Origin of the sequence: Chryseobacterium sp. Leaf405 (assembly GCF_001425355.1) — a bacterium.
Lineage (GTDB): Bacteria > Bacteroidota > Bacteroidia > Flavobacteriales > Weeksellaceae > Chryseobacterium.
Window position 1 is genome coordinate 487,070 of record NZ_LMQN01000015.1, and the last position, 19,558, is coordinate 506,627.

The window sequence follows — 19,558 nt, forward strand, 5'->3', positions numbered from 1 at the left end:
AATGAATCAATATAAACACTGGAAGATTGTTTTTGATGTTGTTTTATCAGCTTTCTTGATCATCCTGATGTTTCCTTTATTGATCATTCTGTTTATTATTGCAAGTATTGATACCCAATCCAACGGAGTTTTCTTTCAGAGACGAATCGGCCAACATGGTAAGCCTTTTATCATTTATAAATTTAAGACGATTCATGATACTGTAGGAAAAAGTTCTGCAATCGGATTGATTTTAAGAAAATTTAAATTTGATGAATTACCACAATTGTTCAATATTGTAAAGAGGGAAATGAGTTTTGTAGGTCCAAGACCTGACGTGGAAGGCTATTATGATAAATTGGAAGGTGAATTTAGAAAAGTATTAAAATTAAAACCTGGAATTACTTCAGAAGCAAGTATTAAATACAGTAATGAAGAGATAATTTTGGCTCAACAGGAAAACCCGTTACAATATAATGATGAGGTACTTTTTCCTGATAAGGTTAAAATGAACTTAAATTATTTGGAGAATATGTCTTTTAAAAATGATCTTCAGATTCTTTTTAAAACTTTTTTTAAAGTATTTATAAAATAAAAATTAATAATATTTGATTTATTTTTACACGATTATTACAACATGAAAATTAAAGAAACCCCTTTAAAAGACTGCTATATCATAGAACCTACGATCTTTGAAGATGACAGAGGATACTTTTTTGAAAAATTCAATGAAAAGAAATTTGAAGAACTTACCGGAATGAACGGTCATTTTGTTCAGGACAATATTTCAAAATCATCTTATGGTGTTTTGAGAGGACTGCATTTACAGAAAAGTGAGCATGCACAGGCAAAATTGGTTTCTTGTCTTGAAGGCAAAGTGTGGGATGTTGCGGTAGACTTAAGAGAAGAGTCTCCAACTTTTGGTCAATGGTTTGGGATTGAGCTTACGGCAGAAAATAAGCTGCAGTTATATGTTCCCAGAGGTTTCGGTCACGGTTTTTCTGTATTGAGTGATACGGCTGTTTTTGCTTATAAATGCGATAATTTTTATAATAAAGAATCTGAAGGCAGTATAAAGTACAATGATTCTGATTTAAATATTGACTGGAAAATTAACGATAACGATGCTGTTCTTTCTGAAAAAGATGAAAACGCTCCAAGTTTTAAAGAAAAGAATTTCTAAACAGGATATTGAAAGTCACTTTATTAAAGTGGCTTTTATTTTTTAATTAAGGCTCTTTAATATTTCGTATCTTTGCAAACTCAAAATCAAAAAGATGCGCACAAAATCTGTAGGTAAAAAGAAAATTAATGTCGTAACACTTGGATGTTCCAAAAATGTTTACGATTCTGAAGTCTTGATGAGCCAGCTGAAAGCCAATGGTAAAGAGGTGGTTCATGAAGATAAAGGAGACATCGTGGTGATCAATACCTGCGGATTTATTGACAATGCAAAGGAAGAATCTATCAACACTATTTTAGACTATGTAGAAGCTAAAAATAGGGGTGAAGTAGAGAAAGTTTTCGTAACAGGATGTCTTTCGGAAAGATACAAGCCAGATTTGATTAGAGAAATTCCTGATGTTGATCAATATTTTGGAACGAGAGATCTTCCAATTTTGTTAAAGCATTTAGGGGCAGATTATAAGCATGAATTGGTTGGGGAACGTTTAACAACAACTCCAAAGCATTATGCATATTTAAAGATTTCTGAAGGTTGCGACAGACCTTGCTCTTTCTGCGCAATTCCTTTGATGAGAGGTGGTCACGTTTCTACACCGGTTGAAAAATTGGTTACAGAAGCTCAAAAACTGGCTAAAAAAGGAACTAAAGAATTAATTTTGATTGCTCAGGATCTTACCTATTATGGTCTTGATATTTATAAAAAACGTGCTTTGGGCGATTTGTTAAAAGAATTAGTTAAAGTAGAAGGAATTGAATGGATTCGTCTTCATTACGCCTTCCCAAGCGGATTCCCTGAGGATGTTTTAGATATTATCCGTGAAGAACCGAAGGTTTGTAACTATATAGATATACCTCTTCAGCATATCAATTCAGATTTGTTGAAATCTATGAAAAGAGGAACTACTCACGAAAAGACAAATGCGCTTTTAGATAAATTCAGAGAAAAAGTTCCTGATATGGCGATCAGAACAACGCTTATTGTTGGTTATCCGGGAGAAACTCAGGAAAGATTTGAGGAATTAAAAAATTGGGTAAGAGATCAAAAGTTCGACAGATTAGGTTGTTTTACATATTCTCATGAAGAAAATACTGGCGCTTATGTGTTGGAAGATGACGTTCCACAGGAAGTTAAGGAAGCAAGAGTAGAAGAGATCATGGAAGTTCAGTCGCAGATTTCATGGGAAAAAAATCAACAAAAAATCGGTAACATATATAAATGCGTATTTGACAGAAAAGAAGGTAATTATTTCATCGGAAGAACAGAATATGATTCTCCGGATGTAGATAATACTGTTCTTATATCTGCAAATAATACCTATATTTCAATCGGAGAATTTGCCGATGTGAAGATTACTTCAGCCGAAGAATTCGATCTTTATGGAGAATTAGTCTAATACTTTATTTCTTTTTGAAAAAATCAGAACATACATTTATGTTAATTTTTAATCTAACACATGAATAAAAATTAACATAAAATTTCTTAAAATCCAATTGTTTTTAAGTTGTTGATTTTTAGTTGTTTATTATTTTCTCAAAAACAAATGTTAATTTTTTTTTATTTAATGTTGCATATATTAAATAATATTGTACTAACTTTGCAACAAAGAATAAATTTTAACAATTCTATTCTCTGAATGTCAAATATTTAAAATTTTAATAAAATATTAGAATTTTTATGTTTAGATTCTCTAAAAAGGAATAGTTTTGTTATAACAAGCACATGTTGGGAAGAGTCCCATATGGATATATAGATATCATTGATGAAAATGTAATTTAAAATCTTTAAAAACTTATGAAAAAATTTTTATTAACAGCGACTATGTTAGTCGGATTTGTAACAATTGCTCAGGCTCAGCAAGGACGAGTTGGGATTAACACAATTACTCCTGCTGCTACTTTAGATGTTGTAGCTAACACAACAGATGCTACAAGACCTGATGCAGTTTTGGTTCCTAGAATGACTGCGGCAGAACTAAATGCAAAGAATGCTGCTTATGTAGCAGCACAAAATGGAGCATTAGTATTTGTAACTTCCGGAACGGGTGTAGCTGCAACTAAAACAGCTAACGTTACAGGAACAGGTTTCTATTATTATGACAACGCTACATCTCTATGGGTAGCTGTTGGAGGTGGCGCTGCTGCTCCAAGGTATGAAGCTATTAGAGGTACTACAACGGTCACTACTGCTGCTGCATATGCACCAACAGCAACGGATTATTTTATTGTTACTAATTCTGCATCTGGTACAATATTAAATTTTCCTAACTTAACAGCAGCTGATGCCGGTAGAACTGTATATGTATTTAATAATAATGCCGCTGGTAATAATACAGTAAATAATGTTACGGGTATTATTGCAATGACTCCACTTAGAGGATATGCAATCCTATGGTCAGGAACAACTTGGTTCTCTTTAACAAAATAATAAATAACGTATAATAACAATTTAAAATTAAATAGCGATGAAAAAAATATTTTATTTATTAATGTTAGGAGCAACGAGTTTACCTGTTGCAGCTCAAGTCTTGGCTAATGGAAACGTTATCAACAGTGGAATTACCAATTCAAACGTTTTCTTTGATGCAAGTACAACATTCAGTAATGAAGCTGGTTCAGGTGCCAATGTTGGAAAAGGTCTTGTAATCCCAAGTGTAGACTTAGTTAACTTTCAATTTGATTTAACTTTGGCTGATGGATTTACATTTCCTACGTTCTTTGACGGTATGATTGTTTATAATAATGCTACTGGAACTACTTTAACTGCAGGTAACAGATCATCTACTGCCACTTTAGTTTCTCCAGGTTACTATTTTTTCTTCAATCCAAATGGAGGTACTAATCAAACTGTACAGCCAGGTGTTTGGAGACCATTAGGTGGTGATCCTAAATTCAATGTTGTAAATGCTGCTGCTGCTGGTACTGCAACTAATACATTAGTTGATGGTGCTCAGGTTTACGCATATAAAGGACAGTTCACTACAACTGGAAGTTCAACTGCCGTAACGATTGCTCCACCAACTGGTCTTACTTCAATGTATGGAATCACGATTTTTAAAAGAGCTACTACAGGAAACAAAGTAGTTTTCTCTAAAGAATTATATTCATATAACTCAACTACAGGTGCTGCTGTCACAGGTTCTCCTAGTATGTCTGTAGTTTATCCAGCTGATACTTATGACTATATAATCGAATATTTCAAATAAGAAATTTATTTTTTATAATAATATGAAGCCGATGATTTTATCATCGGTTTTTTTTAATTCCTTTAATTGTGGTATTGTGATTTTACAAGGATAATTATATCATAGTAAATTTAAAAGTCATAAAACTATTTAACATATTGATAATCAAAACAAATTGTATGTTAAGAATATCAAAATATTTTTATTTTAGTTAAAATTGTTAACTTTTTAGGCTTTATTTTAACACTATTTAACAATAGGCTGTAAAATGCCTATTAATAGGAAGTTATAAGGGATATTAAGATAAAATTTAGTTTTTATTAACGTTTGTTAACAAACAGAATAGGCTGGTTGGAAGATTCCTGATACATTTGCTGAGTCAAAACCAATAAAAGTTCAAAATGATGAAAAGATTCATTCTCGTAATCATAATGATGATTTCAACCTTTGGTATTTATTCTTTCAAGAACAATGCCATAGATGCGAAAAAAACAAGTTATGCATCGTACTACCACGAAAAGTTTAACGGTAGAAAAACAGCAAGCGGAGAGATCTTTGATAACGCAAAGTTTACCGCAGCAAACAGAACGCTTCCTTTTGGAACCAACATTAAGGTTACCAATCTGAACAATGGCAAAGAGGTAATTGTGAAAGTAAATGATAGAGGACCTTACCATTCGTCAAGATCTTTAGATATGTCTAAAGCAGCGTTCGATGAAATCGGAGACACCCATAAAGGGACAATTCCGGTGGAATATGAAATTGTCGATTAAATTTATGATTTAAATTAAAAAAGCCAACTGAAGAGTTGGCTTTTTTGTTTTGTATTAAAGACTTAATTCCACTAAGGCAGGACAATGATCCGAATGTACCGCTTCTTTTAAAATAACGGCTCTTGTAAGCTTATCTTTTAATGCATAAGACGTAAAATTATAATCTAATCTCCAGCCTTTATTTCTTTCCCTTGAATTTTGCCTGTAACTCCACCAAGTGTAATTATCAGGTTCATTATTAAAAAATCTGAAACTGTCGATTAATTCGCATTCATTAATGAAATTGGTCATCCATTCTCTTTCCATGGGAAGGAAGCCTGAAACGTTTTTTAATCCGATAGGGTTGTGAATATCAATTTCTTCATGGCAAATATTGAAATCTCCCGAAATAATAAGATTTGGAATTTCTTTCTTCAAATTTTTTATGTATTCTAAAAAATCGTGACAGAATTGCATTTTGAAATCCAGCCTTTCAATATTAGAGGCAGAAGGGACGTAAACCGAAATCGCAGAAAATTCGTCAAAATCAGCTCGAATGATTCTTCCTTCACTATCATAACTTTCAATACCACAGCCATACTCTACGTGATTAGGTTTTATTTTAGAAGCAATTCCGACACCGCTGTATCCTTTTTTCACTGCAGAATGCCAATAACTGTGATATCCTAATTTTTCAAGACTTTCGATATCTATTTGGTCGTTTCCTGCTTTGCTTTCCTGAATGCAGATAATATCCGGATCAGCAGTTTTAAGCCAACCTAAAAAATCTTTGGTAAAAGCTGCCCGAATTCCGTTTACGTTATAAGTGATTAATTTCATGCTTCAAAAATATTAATAAAAAATAAGCGGAAAAAATCTTAGATTTTTTCCGCTTATTTCATTTCCCAAAAGTAAAACTATTTGGGTTCTAAAATACTGAAAGGAATAATACATTCTTCCAGTGAAATTCCTCCATGTTGATAGGTTTCTTTATAATAATTCACAAAATGATTATAATTCTTCGGATAAGCTAAGAAAATATTATTTTTCGCAAAAATATACTTGGAACTTAAATTTCCTTTCGGTAAAAAAAGTTTTTCAGGATTGGTTACTGCCCAAACATCGCTTGTATCATAGGTTAGGCTTTTACCTGTTTTATAACGAATATTCGTTGAAGTTTCTCTGTCACCAACTACTTTACTAGGTTTTTTCACGTAAACTGTTCCGTGATCTGTAGTAATCACCAGTTTGAATCCATTTTCAGCAGCTATTTTGATAATCTTTAATAATGATGAATTTTCAAACCAGTTAAAGGTTAATGATCTGAAAGTTTTATCATCACGAATTAATTGATCAACAATATGATTATCGGTTTTTGCATGAGAAAGAATATCAATAAAGTTATAAACGATTACCAAAAGATCATTGTTTTTGTGCTGATTGAAATCATCGTAGATTTTTCTTTCAAAGTCGGCATTCAAAACCTTCAGATATTTCATTGATTTAGAACTTAAACCAAGTCTCTTCATCTGATCTTCCAAAAAGTCACGCTCAAATTCATTTTTATTTCCTTCTTCATTATCATTAAACCATTTATCGGGAAAACGTTTTTCAATCTCAGAAGGCATTAAACCTGCAAAAAATGAATTTCTCGCATATTGAGTAGCTGTAGGAAGAATACTGTAATAATAATCTTCTGATACCTTATTATAATATTTTGTAAATAATGGTTCCACCACTTTCCATTGATCATAACGTAGATTATCAATCATCAAAAGAAGAACTTTTTCTTTTTCAACTTCAGGTTTTACTTTGTCTTTGAAAAGCGTATGGCTCATGATTGGTTTATCAGATTCATGCAACCAATCTTCATAATTGTTTTCAATAAATTTTGCGAACTGGATATTAGCTTCTTCTTTTTGAGATTGAAGAAGATCAGCAAATTCGTTATCTGTAACTTTATCAAACTTCAGTTCCCAGTTCACGATTTTTTTATAATATTCTGCCCAATCCTGATACGTTCTTAAATAAGAAAGTTCCATAGAAAGGTTTCTGAATTCCTGCTGATACTGTAAAATCGTTTTCTGCTCAACAAGATTCTCTTCCTGAAGGTTTTTCTTTAATGATAGTAATATCTGATTTGGATTTACAGGTTTTAAGATATAATCTGCAATCTGCGAACCGATTGCTTCTTCCATGATGTGTTCCTCTTCGCTCTTCGTCACCATTACAATTTTTAAAGAACTGTCTTTATTCTTAATCATTGGGATGGCTTCAAGCCCCGAAATTCCAGGCATATTTTCATCGATCAAAGTCAATGCAAATTTTTCAGAATCCATTAGTTCTAATGCCTCATTCACGTTATTAACGGGAGTTACGTTGTAACCCTTTTTTTCTAAAAATACGATGTGAGGTTTAAGTAAATCTATTTCATCATCTATCCATAATATCTTTTCCGACATAATTTATTTTTTACATGGTTAATAGTATCAAATTGTTGACCAATTCTTGCGAAAAACTGCCAAATTTAGAGGCTTTAAAGTTAAATATTAGTTAAATGAAAACATAACGGAATAGTTTTAGTTTTGTTTCATCTGATACCACATTTGTACCTATTCAAAGATAGTGTAAATTACAACTAAGACCAATATTTTTAATAACCAGCCGATTTCTTATAATTTTTTAAAGAATTATTATTGATAAGGCTAAATTTTTTTAATGAGAATTTAATCAAGCTTAAAATTTAAAATTCCTAACTTTGTTTACTAATACTGACGTTTCAATGCAGAATAAGCTAAAAATCATCAATGATCCGGTTCACGGTTTTATCAAAATTCCACACGAAATTTTATTTGACATTATCGAACATCCTTACTTCCAAAGATTGAGAAGAATTGGGCAGACCGGACTTTTAAACCTGATTTTCCCCGGAGCGACTCATACAAGATTTCATCATGCGTTAGGTGCGATGCATTTGATGTTTACAGCTCTGGAAACACTGAAACAGAAAGGAGTGAAAATTTCTGAGGAAGAAGAAAAAGGGGCAATGTTAGCGATTTTGATGCACGATATTGGTCATGGGCCATTCTCTCACGCTTTGGAAAGTATGTTGATGGACGATTGGCACCACGAAAATCTGTCATTATTGTTAATGAATAAATTGAACGAAGATTTCAACGGAGAACTTTCATGCGCGATTAAAATGTTTCAGGGAAAATATCATAGAAAATTTTTTAATCAGCTTATTTCTTCTCAGTTGGATGTAGACCGGCTTGATTATTTGAATCGTGACAGTTTTTTCACAGGAGTTTCCGAAGGAAATATTAATACTCAGCGAATTATTTCAATGATGAACGTTTGTGAAGACGACGAATTGGTGATTGATGCTAAAGGAATTTATTCTATTGAAAATTTTCTTACGGCGAGAATGTTCATGTATTGGCAGGTATATTATCATAAAACATCGGCTTTGGCAGAATTTATTTTGGTTAAAATTTTAGAAAGAGCAAAATATTTGATTTCTCAAGGAAAGGATTTACCTGCAACGGATAATCTGAAATATTTTTTACACCGCGAAAAAAGTTTGGCAACAGACGAAGATGTGGAAAGATTTACACAGCTAGATGATAATGATGTTATCCAGGCGATGAAAATCTGGCAAAATTCTGATGACGTTATTTTGTCCTATTGGTGCAGATGTGTCATCCAGAGAAATCTCCCGAAAACAATTATTTCATCTCATCCATTTGATTCTGAATTTATTGAAGAAAAAATAAAAAATACGAATGAATTTTTCGGAATTGATAACGGAAATGAATTAGTGCACGAAATTAAGAGAAAACTTTTACCTTACGACAGTGAAAAACAGCCGATTTATCTTCTTCAGAAAAATGGTCAGAAAATAAGACTTGAAGAGTCCGAAGATCAGCTTCTGTCGGGTCTTATTGTTAATAAAACGACAAGATATATATTGACATTTCCGAGAGAAATTTCACATCTTAATTCTTAAATAGTCTTAAAATTTACCATCATAAAATTAAAAAATGTTTGCGAATTATAGAATTTCTTATCTTTGCAGAATATGGAATTTACAGCTTCGCAAATTGCAAGTTTTATTGACGGAAAAATTATAGGTGACGAAAGTGCACTTATTACTGGAGTTTCACCTATCGAAGGCGGGGAAACAGGACATCTTTCTTTTATAGCACAAGATCGTTTTTCCCATTATTTGGATACCACAAACTGCTCTGTTATCATCGTTTCGGAAAATCTTTTGGTAAAAGATACTTATAATCCTACTATCATTGCGGTAAAAGATGCCTATCTTTCTTTTCAGGTTCTTATGAATCTGTATCAGGAAATGCAGGGCAGAAAAGAAGGAGTTGAAGACGGTTCTTCAATTCATGATACTGCTGTGATTGGAGAGAGTGTGTATATCGGAACGTTTACATATGTATCTGAAAAAGCTAAAATCGGCGAAGGAACTCAGATATATCCGCAGGTTTACATCGGAAAAGGCGTGAAAATAGGTAAAAACTGCAAGATCGACAGTGGCGCAAGAATCTATGATTACTGTATCATTGGCGATAATTGTGTTATTCATTCCAACACGGTAATTGGTGGAGACGGATTTGGTTTCCAGCCGACATCTGAAGGTTTTAAGAAAATTCCTCAATTAGGAAATGTTATCATTGAAGATGATGTTGAAATCGGTTCAAACTGTAGTATCGACAGAGCTACAATCGGTTCTACCATCATAGGAAAAGGAACTAAGATTGATAACCTGATCCAAATTGCACACAACGTAAAAATTGGTAAAAACAACGTTATCGCAGCACAAGCCGGAATTGCAGGTTCTACAACTATTGGAGACTGGAACCAGATTGGCGGTCAGGTAGGTGTTGTAGGTCATATAAAAATTGGCAGTCAGGTGAAAATTCAGGCTCAGAGTGGTGTGAATTCTCATGTAAATGATAAGGAAACAGTTTATGGTTCTCCTGCCATCAGTTACAATGATTACCTGAGAAGCTACGTTCATTTTAGGAATCTTCCTGAAATCGTAAAAAGTATAAATAATCTTGAGAATAACTCAAAAGATAAAACTAATGAGTGATATGCAAAAAACACTTCAGCAGGAAGTGACACTTTCCGGAATCGGACTTCATACTGGTAAAGAAGTAAAATTAACCATTAAACCTGCAAAAGAAAACACAGGTTTTATATTTGTAAGAACGGATTTGGAAGGTCATCCTCAGGTTGAAGCTGATGTTAATTATGTTGTAGCAACAGAAAGAGGGACGACATTAGAAAAGTTGGGTGTAAAAATCAATACTTGCGAGCATCTTTTGGCAGCCTTGGTTGGTTGTGATATCGATAATGCCTTTTTAGAGATGGATGCTTCTGAGCCGCCAATCTTAGACGGTTCTTCAAAGTTTTTTGTAGAAGCTATCGAAAGCGTTGGTGTGGTTGAGCAAAATGCAGCAAGAGAATATCTTGTGGTAAAAGAAGTTCTTACCTACAGCGATCCTACTACAGGATCAGAAATCACCATTATTCCTTCAGATACATACGAAGTAACTACAATGGTAGATTTTGGAACTAAGGTTTTAGGGACTCAAAATGCTACGCTTAAAAATATTTCTGAGTTTAAAGAAGAAATTTCATCTGCAAGAACATTCAGTTTCTTACACGAATTAGAAATGCTTTTAGATCATGGTTTGATCAAAGGTGGAGATATTTCTAATGCCATCGTTTATGTAGATAAAGATCTTACACCTGAAACTACAGAAAAACTAAAGAAAGCGTTTGGTAAAGACAATGTGTCAATCAGACCAAACGGAATTCTTGATAATTTGAATTTAAATTATCCTAACGAAGCTGCAAGACATAAATTGCTTGATGTAATTGGTGATCTGGCTTTGGCAGGAGTAAAAATAAAAGGGAAAGTAATCGCCAACAAACCGGGACATTTTGTAAATACTCAATTTGCAAAAAAACTGAACCGTCAGTGGAAATTACACAAAAAGAAAAACGTTCCTGATTTTGATTTAACAAAAGAACCGGTTTTCGATATCAACGGAATTATGAAGTTGATGCCTCACAGACCACCGTTTCTGTTAATTGATAAAATTCTTGAGCTTTCAGATTCTCATGTAGTGGGTCTTAAAAATGTGACAATGAACGAACCTTTTTTCGTTGGGCATTTCCCTAAAGAACCTGTAATGCCAGGAGTTCTTCAGGTAGAAGCTTTAGCACAGACAGGTGGAATTCTTGTATTGGCAAGTGTTCCGGACCCTGAAAATTACTCTACATATTTTATTAAAATTGATAAAGTAAAGTTCAAGAGAAAGGTAGTTCCGGGTGATACTCTTATTTTCAAAATTGAATTGATAGAGCCTATCAGAAGAGGGATTGTACACATGCAGGGGTACGGATATGTGGGCGACAGTATTGCGGTAGAAGCAGAACTGATGGCTCAAGTTGCAAAAAATAAAGTTGATTAAATGATCCATCAATTAGCTGCCGTTGATAAACGTGCGAAAATCAGCAAAAATGTAATCGTAGAACCTTTTACTACCATTGCAGGAGACGTGGAAATCGGAGAAGGAACTTGGATTGGTTCTAATGTTACCATTATGGATGGGGCAAGAATCGGTAAAAATTGCAGAATTTTCCCGGGAACCGTAATTTCTGCCATTCCTCAGGATCTTAAATTTGATGGTGAAGATACGCAAACCATTATTGGTGATGAAACGACGATCAGAGAATGTGTAACAGTAAACAGAGGAACTAAGGCTTTAGGATTTACTAAAATTGGTTCAAACTGTTTAATTATGGCAACTTCTCACATCGCTCACGACTGTGTTATCGGAGATCATGTTATCATCGTAAACGGTTGCGGTATTGCAGGTCATGTAGAAATCGGTGATTATACAGTAATGGGAGGTTTATCGGCTGTTCATCAGTTTGGTAAAATCGGAAAACATGTGATGATTTCCGGTGGTACTTTGGTGAGAAAAGATATTCCGCCTTACGTAAAAGTGGCTAGAGAGCCGATGTCTTATGCGGGAATCAATTCTGTTGGCTTGAGAAGGAGAGGATTCACCAATGAAAAAATCTTTGAAATTCAAAAAATTTACAGAGCTATTTTTCAGATGAAGATGAATGTTTCTCAGGCAATTTCGCACATCGAAAAAGAAATGCTTCCGACTGCTGAAAGAGATGAAATTCTTCAGTTTATTCAAAATTCACCAAGAGGTATTGTAAAAGGATACGGAACAGGAAAGGAAAGCTGATAAAAAAGGATTATTGATCTTAAAAAAATTATAAAAAACAAAAGATAATACATAGTAATGGCAACAAGTAACGATATAAGAAAAGGTCTTTGCATCGAGTTTAGCAATGATATTTTCAAAGTAGTTGAATTTATGCACGTAAAGCCAGGCAAAGGACCTGCTTTCGTAAGAACAAAATTAAAATCGGTAACCAACGGTAAAGTTCTTGATAATACTTTCTCTGCAGGTCACAAGATCGACGAAGTGAAGGTAATCACAAGAAAATTCCAGTATCTTTATGATGATGAGAATGGTTTTCACTTCATGAATAATGACGATTTCTCTCAGTTATATTTGAATAAAGAAATGATTGAGAACTCAAACCTAATGAAAGCGGGTGAAGAAGTTACGATCATTTTAAAAGAAGCTGATGAAACTCCACTTTCTGCTGAACTTCCTCAATCGGTTTATTTAGAAGTTGTAGAAGCTGATCCGGGTGTAAAAGGAAATACTGCTACCAACGCTCTTAAAAATGCCATCGTTGAAACCGGAGCAAGAGTAATGGTTCCTTTGTTCATTGAGGCAGGGGACAAAATTAAAGTAAGCACTGAAGACGGTTCTTACTTGGAAAGAGTAAAAGAATAATTTTAAATAAAATTTACATCAATTCGGTTTGCGTTTGCATTCCGAATTTTTGTTTTATAATACAATCAATTATGAGATTTCATTCTCCGCAAAAACTGAAAACGATTGCAGATATTATCGGGTCACAGTTTATTGGTCCTGAAGACTTTCAAGTATTGGGAACCAACGAAATTCACATGGTAAAACCGGGAGATATCGTTTTTGTAAATCATCCGAAATATTACGATAAAGCTTTAAATTCTGCTGCAACTATTATTTTAATTGACAAAGAAGTAGACTGCCCGGAAGGAAAAGCGCTTTTGGTTTCTGATGATCCTTTCAGAGATTTCAATAAGATTAATACTCATTTTACGAGAATATATAATTTCACAGAGGAACTTCACGATGTAGAAATTGGGGAAGGAACTCATGTTCATCATTCTGCCGTGATAGGAAATAATGTGATTATAGGAAAAAATACCCTTATTTTTCCAAATGTCGTAATTGGGGACAGAACTATTATTGGTGATAATGTTGTTATTCAATCTAATACGGTGTTGGGTGGAGATGCATTCTATTACAGAAAACTAAATGGAAATTTCGACCGTTTAATCTCCGTGGGAAATGTTGTTATTGAAAATAATGTTGAAATTGGAAACGGCTGTACGATTGATCGTGGAGTTACAGATTCTACAGTGATTGGTGAAGGTTCTGTTTTGGATAATCAAATTCAGATCGGGCACGATACGGTGATCGGAAAAAAATGCTTAATCGCTTCACAAGTGGGAATTGCAGGATGTTGCGTGATTGGTGATGAAGTGACATTGTGGGGGCAGGTTGGTATCGCTTCCGGAAACAAAATAGCAAGTGGATCTGTGATTTTAGGTAAAACCGGAGTCAACAGAGATCTTGAAAAAGGCACGTATATCGGGATGTTCGCAGAAGATTTTAAAACTTATCTTAAAAAAGAGGTTAAACTGAGAAATCTCAAATAAACAAATTGTTTAGATTGATCTTAAATCAAAGAAATTTAAGTAAATTTGTGAGCATTAATAAAAATAATAAATAAATTAAAATTATAATAAAATGTCAATTTTAGTAAACAAAGATTCTAAAGTAATTGTACAAGGATTTACAGGGAACGAAGGTACTTTCCACGCAAGTCAGATGATCGAATACGGAACAAACGTAGTAGGTGGTGTTACTCCGGGAAAAGGAGGTAGCGAGCACTTAGGAAAGCCTGTATTCAATACTGTTGCTGATGCTGTTGAAAAGGCGGGAGCTAACGTAAGTATCATTTTCGTACCACCTGCATTTGCTGCTGACGCTATTATGGAAGCTGCTGAAGCGGGTATCAAAGTTATCGTATGTATCACTGAAGGTATTCCTGTAGCAGATATGGTGAAAGTAAAATCTTACATCGCTGATAGAGAATGTAGATTGATCGGACCAAACTGCCCTGGAATCATTACTTCTGATGAAGCTAAAATTGGTATTATGCCAGGTTTCGTTTTCAAAAAAGGTAAAGTAGGTATTGTTTCAAAATCTGGAACTCTTACTTATGAAGCTGCTGACCAGGTTGTAAGAGCCGGTTTCGGTATTTCTACAGCTATCGGTATCGGTGGAGATCCAATTATTGGAACTACTACAAGAGAAGCTCTTGAATTATTCATCAATGACCCGGAAACTGAAGCGGTTGTAATGATCGGAGAAATCGGTGGTGGTCTTGAGGCTGAAGCGGCAAGATGGTACAAAGCTAGCGGTTCTACAAAACCTGTTGTTGGTTTCATCGCAGGACAGACTGCTCCTAAAGGAAGAACAATGGGACACGCCGGTGCAATTGTAGGAGGTGATGAAGATACAGCACAGGCTAAGATGGAAATCATGAGAGAAAACGGCATCAATGTGGTAGATTCCCCTGCTGACATTGGCGCAACTGTAGCTAAAGTTTTAGCATAATTAAAAACAAACAATATGAAAAAAATTTTATTAACCTCTGCTTTGGTACTTTCTACGATGTCTTTCGCCCAGATCGATTTCAGTAGCACAAGATTCGGTATCACAGCGGGAGGTAACTATTCCCGAGTGAAAAATGCCCATAACCCTTCAGGTCCCAGAATGACATTTCAGGGTGGGGTATTGGCTTTAATTCCAATCGGTAAGGAAAATATGTTTTTCCTACAGCCCGAGGTCGTATATTACGGCGCTGGTGAAACAGGAAAAGATAAGGATGCAAAAGGTATGGACGGCTACGATGCTGTGTATGCCAATGATTACATCAGTGTTCCTATTAATTTCAAAGGATATTTCTCAGAAGCTGAGTCAGAATTCTTCGGAATGGTAGGTCCTAGATTTAATTTTCTTATTAGCCAGAATGCAAAAAACGTGTCTGGTAGCAGACCGTATTATGATCCGGACACACCAATTAAGGATCCTTCTACAGGAACTGAAATCAGTGGAAAAGCAAACAGTTTTAACTTTGGAATAGGATTAGGTATAGGTTACAGCTACAAAAGACAGTTAGAAATTACTTTAGGCTATGATTTTGGTCTTTCAAATACGTATCCAAAACTTATTGAATCATTTACCAAATCGGCTGATACAGAAAAAAGTAAGTCTGAACAGGTTCTTAGTGTGAAATTAAGCTATATCTTTGAATAAGAATTTATTTCATTTCAGGACATAGAAAATCCCGAAACTCAGTTTCGGGATTTTTTTATATTTAATAGAGACTTTTAATCAAATATTAACCTCTGATCCATTTCCAGATTTCCTTCAAAGTTGCTTTATTTCCATACATTAAAATTCCTACTCTGTAAATTTTTCCGGCTAAGAAAATCATAAAAATAGTTGTTCCCAAAAGCAATGAAATAGACAAAACAATCTGCCACGCTGGAACGCCGTAAGGAATTCTTGCAATCATCGCAACTGGTGAGGTGAAAGGAATAATAGATAACCAAAAACCAAGCGGTCCGTCAGGATTATTCATTAAAGTAAAACTTCCGTACATTCCCAACATCAATGGTAAAATCGCAAATAAGGTAAATTGTTGTGTTTCGGTTTCGTTATCTACTGCAGAACCAATTGCTGCATAAATCGAACTGTAAAACATATATCCTAAGAGGAAAAATATGATAAACACAAAGATGATTAAAGGGAAATTGAGTTCTAATAAACTATGAGAAACCTGAGTTCCGATTTGCATGATATCAAACTTACTCATTGTTTCTTCATTTCCTGGGATATTTTTCGGAAGTGATGTAAATCCTGTATTCAAGACAACAGCGCCAATAACAGACATGGTGATCCATACCAAAAATTGTGTCAGTGCAACCATCGTCACACCTAAAATTTTCCCCATCATCAGCTCAAAAGGTTTCACAGAAGAAATGATAATTTCGACAACACGGTTGTTTTTTTCTTCCAGAACACTTCTCATCACTCTTACCCCATAAATGATGATAAACATGAAGGTAACGTACATTAAAAGCATACTTAAAACACTCTTCACACCGAAAGCAAGATCAGAATCTTCTTTATTATTTTCGGTAACATTGATGGTTTTTAAAGTGAAATTTTTATCAAGATTATCCAGCTGAGTTTCTGCGATACCAAGCTGTTTCATCTTTTGTTTCTTAATCACGTCATTAATATCAGAAACAATTTTCTGCTTTGTTTTAAGCCCAATTTTAGTATTAATGACAAGCCTTGAATTGTTCTGTAAATCATCAAAATTCTGATTTTTTAATTCCGGCAAAACTAAAATTCCATCTAACGATTCATTATTTTTTAAATTATTGATTTTCGATTGCTCATCTGCTGCGGAAACAAAAACATAATTCAACTGATCGTCAGATTTTAATTGATTTTTAAACAAACCACTTTTATCCACCACTTCAATAATGCTGTGAGATTCATTAGCTTTAAACATTAAACCAATAACAGAGCCAAAAGCAATCAGCATGATTGGGGCTAAAAGCGTTAATATAATGAATGATTTTTTCTTAACCTGCGTAAGAAATTCCCTTTTTGTAATTAAATAAATATTATTCATAATTAAGAGTTGTTGCTTACTGCATTAATAAATACTTCATTCATACTCGGAATTCTCTCGTCAAATGATCTTACTTTTCCAACGTTTACCAAATCCAACAGAATGTTATTTTGATCTGCTTCATTTTTTAAGTCAAAAGAAATAAGACTATTTTCATTGTTCATATTGAAAATTTCATACTTTTTACTGAAAGTTTCAAGCTGAGAATTATCTACTTCAGAAAGTGTAATTCCAAAAATATTTTTCTTGAATTTTTCTCTTACATCAAAAACTCTACCGTCAATAATCTTTTTAGATTGATCTATTAAGGCAACATAATCACACATTTCTTCCACACTTTCCATTCTGTGCGTTGAAAGAATGATGGTCGTTCCGTTATTTTTAAGATCAATAATTTGATCTTTTATAAGATTTGCATTCACAGGGTCAAAACCTGAAAACGGTTCATCAAGGATCAAAAGATGCGGTCTGTGTAAAACAGTTACTACAAACTGAATTTTCTGTGCCATCCCTTTAGAAAGCTCGGATAATTTCTTTTTCCACCATTGATCGATGTGAAGTTTATCAAACCATTTTTTTGCTTCGTTTAAAGCATCATTTTTGCTCATTCCTTTCAGTTCTCCGAAATAAAGAAGCTGATCGCCAACAGTCATATTTTTATACAAACCTCTTTCTTCAGGCATGTAACCGATGTCTTTGATATGATTGGGATTAAGTTTTTGCCCGTTGATCTGAATTTCTCCGGAATCTGCCTGTGTAATTTGATTGATGATACGAATGAAAGAAGTTTTTCCGGCTCCGTTCGGACCTAAAAGACCATAAACACTGGCTTTGGGAACATGGATGCTGAAATCATCCAAAGCTACCTTTTTGCCGGCATTGTAAGTCTTTCTGATATGTTCTGCTTTTAGCATTAATTTGTTTTTACTATTAGTATAAAAATATCCCGAAAGTTACGGAAATATTGAAACAGAATTAATCTAAAAGAAAAAATCCTGATGATTATCAGGATTTGAATTTATTGTTTTACGATCTGCGTAACTTTCATTGTATTATCGCTCAAAATATAGCGAATCAAATATTTTCCGGGTTTTAACTTTTCAATGTTAATCTCTCCAGAATTCATATTGACTGAATAATTTGCAACTTGTGTACCTAATATAGAATAAAAAATTACATTTTTAATCTTTAAGTTAGAGTCTTTTGCTTTCATAACCAAAAAATCCTTAGCAGGATTTGGGTAGGCTACCAGCACACCATCATCAGCTTTCTGAGAAAATGAATTTGGCTCTTTGATTTGCGCTTTCATATTGCTGGAAAATCCAACAAATGTGCCTAAAAAGATAAATAAAAGTAAAAGTTTTTTCATTAACGTCTGGTTTGCATAATTATTACTAACAAAAATAATAAATTCTATATTCATCTGCAATAGTTTTTTATAGAAGTTGTATTAAATTTGCAATAAATTATTCAAAAAGTATTCCAAAAAATGATACATTCAAGAAACAGAAGGCTAAGAGTAAGTGAATCAATGAGAAGTTTGGTGAGAGAATGTACTCTTACAACGAATGATTTTGTGATGCCTGTATTCGTAATGGAGGGCGAAAACAAAGAAGAACCGATCGCATCAATGCCCGGAATTTTCAGAAGAAGCATAGATTTAACAGTGAAGGAGTGTAAAGAATTATTTTCCTTGGGTGTAAAATCTGTCAATCTGTACATGAAAGTCTCTGAGCACTTGAAAGATAATACAGGAAAAGAAGCATGGAATAAAGACGGATTGATGCAAAATGCCATCCGAGCGATCAAAGATGCTGTCCCTGAAATGGTGATTATGCCGGATGTTGCTTTAGATCCTTATTCAATCTACGGTCACGACGGAATTATTGAAAACGGTAAAATCGTAAATGATGCAACGAATGACGCATTGGCAAGAATGTCGGTTTCTCTTGCAGAAGCCGGAGCGGATATTGTGGCACCAAGCGATATGATGGATGGAAGAGTTCAGGTAATTCGTGAAGCATTAGAAGAAACTGGGTTTACAGATGTTGGTATTTTAAGTTATGCTGCGAAATATGCAAGTTCTTTCTATGGACCTTTTAGAAGTGCTTTAGACAGTGCCCCGAAAGAACATGTAGAGATTCCTAAAGATAAAAAAACGTATCAGATGGATTTCCATAATTCAAGAGAAGCTTTGAACGAAGTTTTTAAAGATGTTGATGAAGGAGCAGATATCATCATGATCAAACCGGGACTTCCGTATTTAGATATTGTATCTAAAGTTCGTGAAGCCATCGATCTTCCGATTGCAGTGTATAATGTAAGTGGAGAATATGCAATGGTAAAAGCGGCTGCACAAAACGGTTGGATAGACAACGACAAAACGATTATTGAAAGTCTGACTTGCATCAAAAGAGCAGGAGCTGATTTGATTTTTACCTATTTTGCTAAAGAAGCAGCAATGATTCTAAACAGATAAATTTCAAAAATATTCAATAAAAAACACCT

At 34.0% G+C, this 19,558-nt stretch carries 20 protein-coding genes; 15 read left to right on the forward strand and 5 right to left on the reverse strand.

The window, feature by feature from the left end:
• Window position 1 precedes the first annotated feature (1 nt).
• The 6 genes from ASG22_RS12075 (at window position 2) to ASG22_RS12100 (ending at window position 5,119) form a co-directional block, all read left to right on the forward strand.
• Window positions 2-574, forward strand: a complete 573-nt coding sequence (locus tag ASG22_RS12075) for a sugar transferase (protein ID WP_055984711.1) — start codon at window positions 2-4, stop codon at window positions 572-574.
• 42 nt (window positions 575-616) lie between these two features.
• Window positions 617-1,162, forward strand: coding sequence for a dTDP-4-dehydrorhamnose 3,5-epimerase (gene rfbC, locus ASG22_RS12080; RefSeq protein ID WP_055984714.1), 546 nt, complete (start codon window positions 617-619; stop codon window positions 1,160-1,162).
• Window positions 1,163-1,256: 94 nt separating this feature from the next.
• Window positions 1,257-2,558, forward strand: coding sequence for a 30S ribosomal protein S12 methylthiotransferase RimO (gene rimO / locus ASG22_RS12085; protein ID WP_055984716.1), 1,302 nt, complete (start codon window positions 1,257-1,259; stop codon window positions 2,556-2,558).
• 425 nt (window positions 2,559-2,983) lie between these two features.
• Window positions 2,984-3,589, forward strand: a complete 606-nt coding sequence (locus ASG22_RS12090; protein WP_131726193.1) for a hypothetical protein — start codon at window positions 2,984-2,986, stop codon at window positions 3,587-3,589.
• Between the two features lie 37 nt (window positions 3,590-3,626).
• A complete protein-coding gene (locus ASG22_RS12095; protein ID WP_055984722.1) occupies window positions 3,627-4,367 on the forward strand; it encodes a hypothetical protein in 741 nt (246 codons plus the stop codon).
• Window positions 4,368-4,747: 380 nt separating this feature from the next.
• Window positions 4,748-5,119, forward strand: a complete 372-nt coding sequence (locus ASG22_RS12100) for a septal ring lytic transglycosylase RlpA family protein (protein ID WP_055984724.1) — start codon at window positions 4,748-4,750, stop codon at window positions 5,117-5,119.
• A gap of 54 nt (window positions 5,120-5,173) precedes the next feature.
• Here the strand turns inward: ASG22_RS12100 and ASG22_RS12105 are convergent, their stop codons facing one another.
• Complete coding sequence (locus ASG22_RS12105) at window positions 5,174-5,938, reverse strand: exodeoxyribonuclease III (RefSeq protein WP_055984727.1); 765 nt, start codon at window positions 5,936-5,938, stop codon at window positions 5,174-5,176.
• A 77-nt stretch (window positions 5,939-6,015) separates the two neighbouring features.
• On the reverse strand, window positions 6,016-7,560 hold the full coding sequence (locus tag ASG22_RS12110; RefSeq protein WP_055984730.1) for a PglZ domain-containing protein: 1,545 nt from the start codon (window positions 7,558-7,560) through the stop codon (window positions 6,016-6,018).
• Between the two features lie 320 nt (window positions 7,561-7,880).
• Between ASG22_RS12110 and ASG22_RS12115 the strand changes: the two genes are divergently transcribed.
• The 8 genes from ASG22_RS12115 to ASG22_RS12150 all read left to right on the forward strand — a co-directional run bounded on the left by ASG22_RS12115 (window position 7,881) and on the right by ASG22_RS12150 (window position 15,657).
• On the forward strand, window positions 7,881-9,107 hold the full coding sequence (locus tag ASG22_RS12115) for an HD domain-containing protein (protein WP_055984733.1): 1,227 nt from the start codon (window positions 7,881-7,883) through the stop codon (window positions 9,105-9,107).
• A gap of 72 nt (window positions 9,108-9,179) precedes the next feature.
• Window positions 9,180-10,211 (forward strand): UDP-3-O-(3-hydroxymyristoyl)glucosamine N-acyltransferase, encoded by a 1,032-nt coding sequence (lpxD, locus tag ASG22_RS12120; protein ID WP_055984736.1) that lies wholly within the window; start codon window positions 9,180-9,182, stop codon window positions 10,209-10,211.
• Window positions 10,204-11,601: a bifunctional UDP-3-O-[3-hydroxymyristoyl] N-acetylglucosamine deacetylase/3-hydroxyacyl-ACP dehydratase gene (locus ASG22_RS12125; protein WP_055984739.1), complete on the forward strand. Its 1,398-nt coding sequence runs from the start codon at window positions 10,204-10,206 to the stop codon at window positions 11,599-11,601. Before lpxD ends, ASG22_RS12125 begins: the two co-directional genes overlap by 8 nt.
• Entirely contained in the window at window positions 11,602-12,393 is a 792-nt protein-coding gene (lpxA, locus tag ASG22_RS12130; RefSeq protein WP_055984742.1) for an acyl-ACP--UDP-N-acetylglucosamine O-acyltransferase, read from the forward strand. It abuts the gene before it with no gap.
• A gap of 57 nt (window positions 12,394-12,450) precedes the next feature.
• Window positions 12,451-13,017 carry an elongation factor P gene (gene efp, locus ASG22_RS12135; RefSeq protein ID WP_047399744.1) on the forward strand — a complete coding sequence of 189 codons (567 nt, stop codon included), beginning with the start codon at window positions 12,451-12,453 and terminating at the stop codon, window positions 13,015-13,017.
• Between the two features lie 71 nt (window positions 13,018-13,088).
• Window positions 13,089-13,991, forward strand: coding sequence for an LpxD N-terminal domain-containing protein (locus tag ASG22_RS12140; RefSeq protein ID WP_055984745.1), 903 nt, complete (start codon window positions 13,089-13,091; stop codon window positions 13,989-13,991).
• Between the two features lie 91 nt (window positions 13,992-14,082).
• On the forward strand, window positions 14,083-14,955 hold the full coding sequence (gene sucD, locus ASG22_RS12145) for a succinate--CoA ligase subunit alpha (RefSeq protein ID WP_055984748.1): 873 nt from the start codon (window positions 14,083-14,085) through the stop codon (window positions 14,953-14,955).
• Window positions 14,956-14,970: 15 nt separating this feature from the next.
• On the forward strand, window positions 14,971-15,657 hold the full coding sequence (locus tag ASG22_RS12150; protein ID WP_055984751.1) for a porin family protein: 687 nt from the start codon (window positions 14,971-14,973) through the stop codon (window positions 15,655-15,657).
• Between the two features lie 85 nt (window positions 15,658-15,742).
• Here ASG22_RS12150 and ASG22_RS12155 read toward each other — a convergent pair whose 3' ends face one another.
• The 3 genes from ASG22_RS12155 to ASG22_RS12165 form a co-directional block, all read right to left on the reverse strand.
• Window positions 15,743-17,050 (reverse strand): ABC transporter permease, encoded by a 1,308-nt coding sequence (locus ASG22_RS12155; RefSeq protein WP_055984753.1) that lies wholly within the window; start codon window positions 17,048-17,050, stop codon window positions 15,743-15,745.
• A gap of 2 nt (window positions 17,051-17,052) precedes the next feature.
• On the reverse strand, window positions 17,053-17,964 hold the full coding sequence (locus tag ASG22_RS12160; protein WP_055984756.1) for an ABC transporter ATP-binding protein: 912 nt from the start codon (window positions 17,962-17,964) through the stop codon (window positions 17,053-17,055).
• Between the two features lie 104 nt (window positions 17,965-18,068).
• Window positions 18,069-18,419: a T9SS type A sorting domain-containing protein gene (locus tag ASG22_RS12165; protein ID WP_055986810.1), complete on the reverse strand. Its 351-nt coding sequence runs from the start codon at window positions 18,417-18,419 to the stop codon at window positions 18,069-18,071.
• Between the two features lie 120 nt (window positions 18,420-18,539).
• Between ASG22_RS12165 and hemB the strand changes: the two genes are divergently transcribed.
• On the forward strand, window positions 18,540-19,529 hold the full coding sequence (gene hemB, locus ASG22_RS12170) for a porphobilinogen synthase (RefSeq protein WP_055984759.1): 990 nt from the start codon (window positions 18,540-18,542) through the stop codon (window positions 19,527-19,529).
• Window positions 19,530-19,558 lie beyond the last annotated feature (29 nt).